This is a genomic window from Micromonospora deserti, assembly GCF_003236335.1.
GTDB classification, from domain to species: Bacteria; Actinomycetota; Actinomycetes; order Mycobacteriales; family Micromonosporaceae; genus Micromonospora; species Micromonospora deserti.
Genome location: NZ_POUB01000412.1, coordinates 1 through 3844, shown reverse-complemented (window position 1 = coordinate 3844; position 3844 = coordinate 1). Strand labels below are relative to the sequence as shown.

Sequence of the window (3844 nt, the reverse complement as noted above, 5' to 3'; positions counted from 1 at the left end):
GGTGCGGATGGGTAGGGGCAGCCAGGACAGGACTTCCTGGATCTTCGCGTCCCAGTACGCCCAGTCGTGGTCGCCGGGGGAGAAGTCGACGGTCAGCGGCACGCCCCGTGACCGGGCCGTCTCGACGAAGGCCAGGTTGTCCTCGTACAGGAAGTCCTCCGTGCCGCAGGCGACGTAGAGCGCGGGCGGGTCGGCGCGGTCGACGCCGTACCGGTCGAGCAGGGCCACCGTGTCGTCGTCGGTGCCCGCCACCGCACGCTCCCCGAAGACGGTGTGCCACACGGCCGGGTCGACCGGGCGGGTCGGGTGGTGCCGGCGGGTGGCCACGTTGAGCGCGCCGGAGAGGCTCGCCGCCGCGGCGAACCGGCCCGGCTCGCGCAGCGCCCACTTCACCGCGCCGTAGCCGCCCATCGACAGCCCCGCCACGAAGGTGTCCTCCCGCCGATCGGAGAGGCGGAAGAACTCGTGGCACAGCCGCGGCAGCTCGGCGCTGAGGAACGTCCAGTACCGGTTGCCGTGCTCCTCGTCGGTGTAGAAGCTTCGCCCGACCTGCGGCATCACCACGGCGAGACCGAGCGGGGCGACGTACCGCTCGATGGAGGTGCGGCGCAGCCAGATGGTGTCGTCGTCGGTCAGGCCGTGCAGCAGGTAGAGCACCGGTGGGTCGCCGTCCGCCGCGCCGCCGGTCATGCCGATCTGCGACGAGGTCCGCTGCGGCAGGATCACCGTCATCGAGGTGCTCAGGCCGAGCACCTCGGAGTAGAAGTCACAGCGCATCAGGGCCACGCTGCACGACGGTAGCCGATCCGCCGGTCCGTCGTGGCGCACGCGAGTGCCTGGACCGGGTGAGGCTCGGCGGAGGCGCCGCGGGGGGACATCCCGGCGGGCCGGGTGCACGCGCTGGAGCAGCGGCTCCCGGCACTGACCGGTGGCGAGGGGCTGCTGGAAGCCGCCTTCGACCATCACCGCCCGGTGCGCGGCGAGGCACCCACCCGGGAGCGCTGGGATCACGACCCGACCGACCGCAGCACGTACCTGCTGGCCGTCGTCCGCCGGGTGGCCGGGCGGCGCGACGGCGCCCCCCGGGCGCCCCACGGAATCTCCGTTGCCGCCGGGCGCCGGCCCGCCTACCGTCGACGCCGCAAGGTCAACCGATCACCCGCGCACCCACCGGGAGTACGCCGTGCCGCAGCGCACCCGCACCGAGGCCACGTGGCTCGTGCCATGCGGTGGTGCCCTGCTGTCCACGGGCGATCGAGCCCGGGGCCAGCGCCGGCCCGAGCAGGGCCGGCAGCCGCGGTGGCGGCGCGACTGACACCAGAGTCAGCCTCGCAGCCGCCCACCCCGTCAGGGGCCGGGCGGCTTTTTCGTACCCGATCCTTCCGCTCCGGCCCGCGCCGGTGGTGTCGCATCTTCTCAACTCCACAGTGGACGGCATGATCACCCCGGCCGGCCCGCGCGGGCCGGCCGCAGGGGCGGGACGGCGATGCCGCCCCGACAGGGGCCGTTGGAGCAACAGGAAGCTCACCCGGTCCTCAGCCGGGAGTTGCGGGTTCGAACCCCGTACGGCCTGCGTGGCGGCGTCCGACGACGTCGCGCGGTTCGCGGTTGTAGCGCAGTCTGACAGCGCGTCACCCCGCCAGAGTGAAGATCGCCGGTTCGAATCCGGCCAACCGCTCTCAGTTCCGGTCACGAACGAGGAGACGACATGGCATTCACCCCGCTGGCGGGCACCCGCGCGCCGGTCCGGGTCTGGACCGACCCGTACGGCATCGAGCCGCAGGCCGCCCAGCAGCTGCGCAACATCGGCGCGCTGCCGTGGGTGGAGGGCGTCGCGGTCATGCCGGACGTGCATTTCGGCAAGGGCGCCACGGTCGGCTCGGTCATCGCGATGCGCCAGGCCGTGTCGCCCGCCGCGGTCGGCGTCGACATCGGTTGCGGCATGTCCGCGGTGCGTACCTCGCTGACCGCCGCCGACCTGCCGGACGACCTGGCCGGGCTGCGGTCCGCGATCGAGGCGGCCATTCCGGTCGGGTTCGCCCAGCGGGACAAGCCGGTCGATCCGCGCCGCGTCCGGGGGCTGGAGCAGTCGGGCTGGGACGCCTTCTGGCGCCGGTTCGGCGAACTCGACCGGCGGGTGGCGCAGCTGGAGACGCGGGCCCAGCGGCAGCTGGGCACCCTCGGCGGCGGCAACCACTTCATCGAGGTCTGCCTGGAGCAGGGCGGCCCCGGCGCCGGCCGGGTGTGGCTGATGCTGCACTCCGGGTCCCGCAACATCGGCAAGGAACTGGCCGAGCGGCACATCGCGGTGGCCCGGCGGCTGCCGCACAACGCCGACCTGCCCGACCGGGACCTGGCGGTGTTCCTCGCCGGCACCCCGGAGATGGACGCCTACCGGCGGGATCTGTGGTGGGCGCAGGAGTACGCGCGGCGCAACCGGGCCGTCATGCTCGCCCTGCTCAGCGAGGTGGTCCGCGAGCACTTCCCGCACGTCGGTTACGACAAGCCGATCAGTTGCCACCACAACTACGTGGCGGAGGAGAGCTACGGCGGCGTCGACGTGCTGGTCACCCGCAAGGGGGCGATCCGGGCCGGCCGGGGGGACCTCGGCATCATCCCCGGATCGATGGGCACCGGCTCCTACGTCGTGCGCGGCAGGGGCAACCCGGACGCGTACTGCTCGGCGTCGCACGGGGCCGGGCGGCGGATGTCGCGGGCGCAGGCCAAGCGGACGTACAGCACCGCCGACCTCGCCGCGCAGACCGCGGGCGTGGAGTGCCGCAAGGACGCCGGGGTGGTCGACGAGATTCCCGGCGCGTACAAGGACATCACTCAGGTGATGGCGCAGCAGGAGGACCTGGTCGAGGTGGTCGCCCACCTCAAGCAGGTGGTCTGCGTGAAGGGATGACCCGCCGGCCGGCGCCCCGTGGGGGGCGGGCGCCGGCCGACACGCCCCGGTGGCTCGCGGAGACATCGGCGGTCCACGATGCCTGGCTCTGTGGGTGCCTCTGTTGTCGCTTCAGCGACAACAGAGGCACCCACAGCAGGTGGCGCCCCTCGTGGACCTGGCCCGGCAGTGGCCTCTTCACCACGCGACCGGCGTGCCCGCCGACCGTCACGGCAGACCGGACGTGGTCAGCGCCGGGCGGTGGTGAGGGTCACCGGCACCGCGACGACCTTCGTGCGGGAGCCGTCGGCGGGGGACACCTCGTACACCTCGACCGTGCCGGCCTGCTCCAGGTCGACGCGGTAGGCGACGGTGGTCCGGTAGTCCCCGCGGCAGCCGGTGCCGCAGGTGGCGGTGGTGAAGGTGGTGGCGACCTCCCGTCCGGTGGCGCCGAGCACCCGGACGCTGACCGTGGCCTCGAAGACGTCGGCGGTGCCGGCGACGGTGAGCGGGGTGGTGACCCGCTGGCCGATGCTCGGGCTGGTCACCACGATCGGCGGCAGCAGGTCGGCGTAGTCGCCACGGGCGACGGGCGCGGCGGAGCCGAAGCGCACCTGCCGCACGGTCGGGAACTGGGTGAGCGTGTAGACGACCTGCGCCTCGCGCAGCCGTCGCGTGGCCGGGCCGGCCGCCGCCGCAGGGAGGCCGACCACGGCCACGCCGGAGGCGATCCGGGTGACCTCGGTGCCGGCGGGCAGCAGGGTGGTCAGCCCGGTGCCGGCTTCCAGCGGGGTCGGCCCTGCGGTCAGCTCGGTCAACGCCAGCCGGGAGGTCGCCACGGTGGCCGGCCGGGTGCGCCGGGTGGGGGCGATTCGCTCGTCGCGGACGTACCACAGCTCGATGGTGAGCGTCCCGGGCACGGAGGTGTCGGTGGTGGAGACAGGCGGCGGCGTGCGG

The 3844-nt window shown here is 73.8% G+C and carries 4 protein-coding genes and 2 tRNA genes; 3 read left to right on the top strand and 3 right to left on the bottom strand.

Annotated features, from left to right (window positions below; genetic code table 11):
- Together C1I99_RS30300 and C1I99_RS32995 are read right to left on the bottom strand one after the other, a co-directional pair.
- Positions 1 to 786: alpha/beta hydrolase (locus C1I99_RS30300; protein WP_111137589.1), on the bottom strand; the 786-nt coding region annotated here is incomplete at its 3' end.
- Between the two features lie 361 nt (positions 787 to 1147).
- Positions 1148 to 1318 (bottom strand): hypothetical protein, encoded by a 171-nt coding sequence (locus tag C1I99_RS32995; RefSeq protein WP_158554123.1) that lies wholly within the window; start codon positions 1316 to 1318, stop codon positions 1148 to 1150.
- Positions 1319 to 1501: 183 nt separating this feature from the next.
- On the opposite strand from C1I99_RS32995, the gene C1I99_RS30295 reads away from it, so the two are divergent.
- From C1I99_RS30295 to C1I99_RS30285, 3 genes are all read left to right on the top strand, one after another.
- A tRNA-Glu gene (locus C1I99_RS30295) sits at positions 1502 to 1573 on the top strand.
- A 31-nt stretch (positions 1574 to 1604) separates the two neighbouring features.
- Positions 1605 to 1678 (top strand) — tRNA-Trp (locus tag C1I99_RS30290).
- Between the two features lie 30 nt (positions 1679 to 1708).
- Positions 1709 to 2908 carry an RtcB family protein gene (locus C1I99_RS30285; RefSeq protein ID WP_111137588.1) on the top strand — a complete coding sequence of 400 codons (1200 nt, stop codon included), beginning with the start codon at positions 1709 to 1711 and terminating at the stop codon, positions 2906 to 2908.
- Between the two features lie 227 nt (positions 2909 to 3135).
- Here the strand turns inward: C1I99_RS30285 and C1I99_RS30280 are convergent.
- The coding region (locus C1I99_RS30280; protein WP_111137587.1) for a Gmad2 immunoglobulin-like domain-containing protein at positions 3136 to 3844 on the bottom strand (709 nt) is incomplete at its 5' end.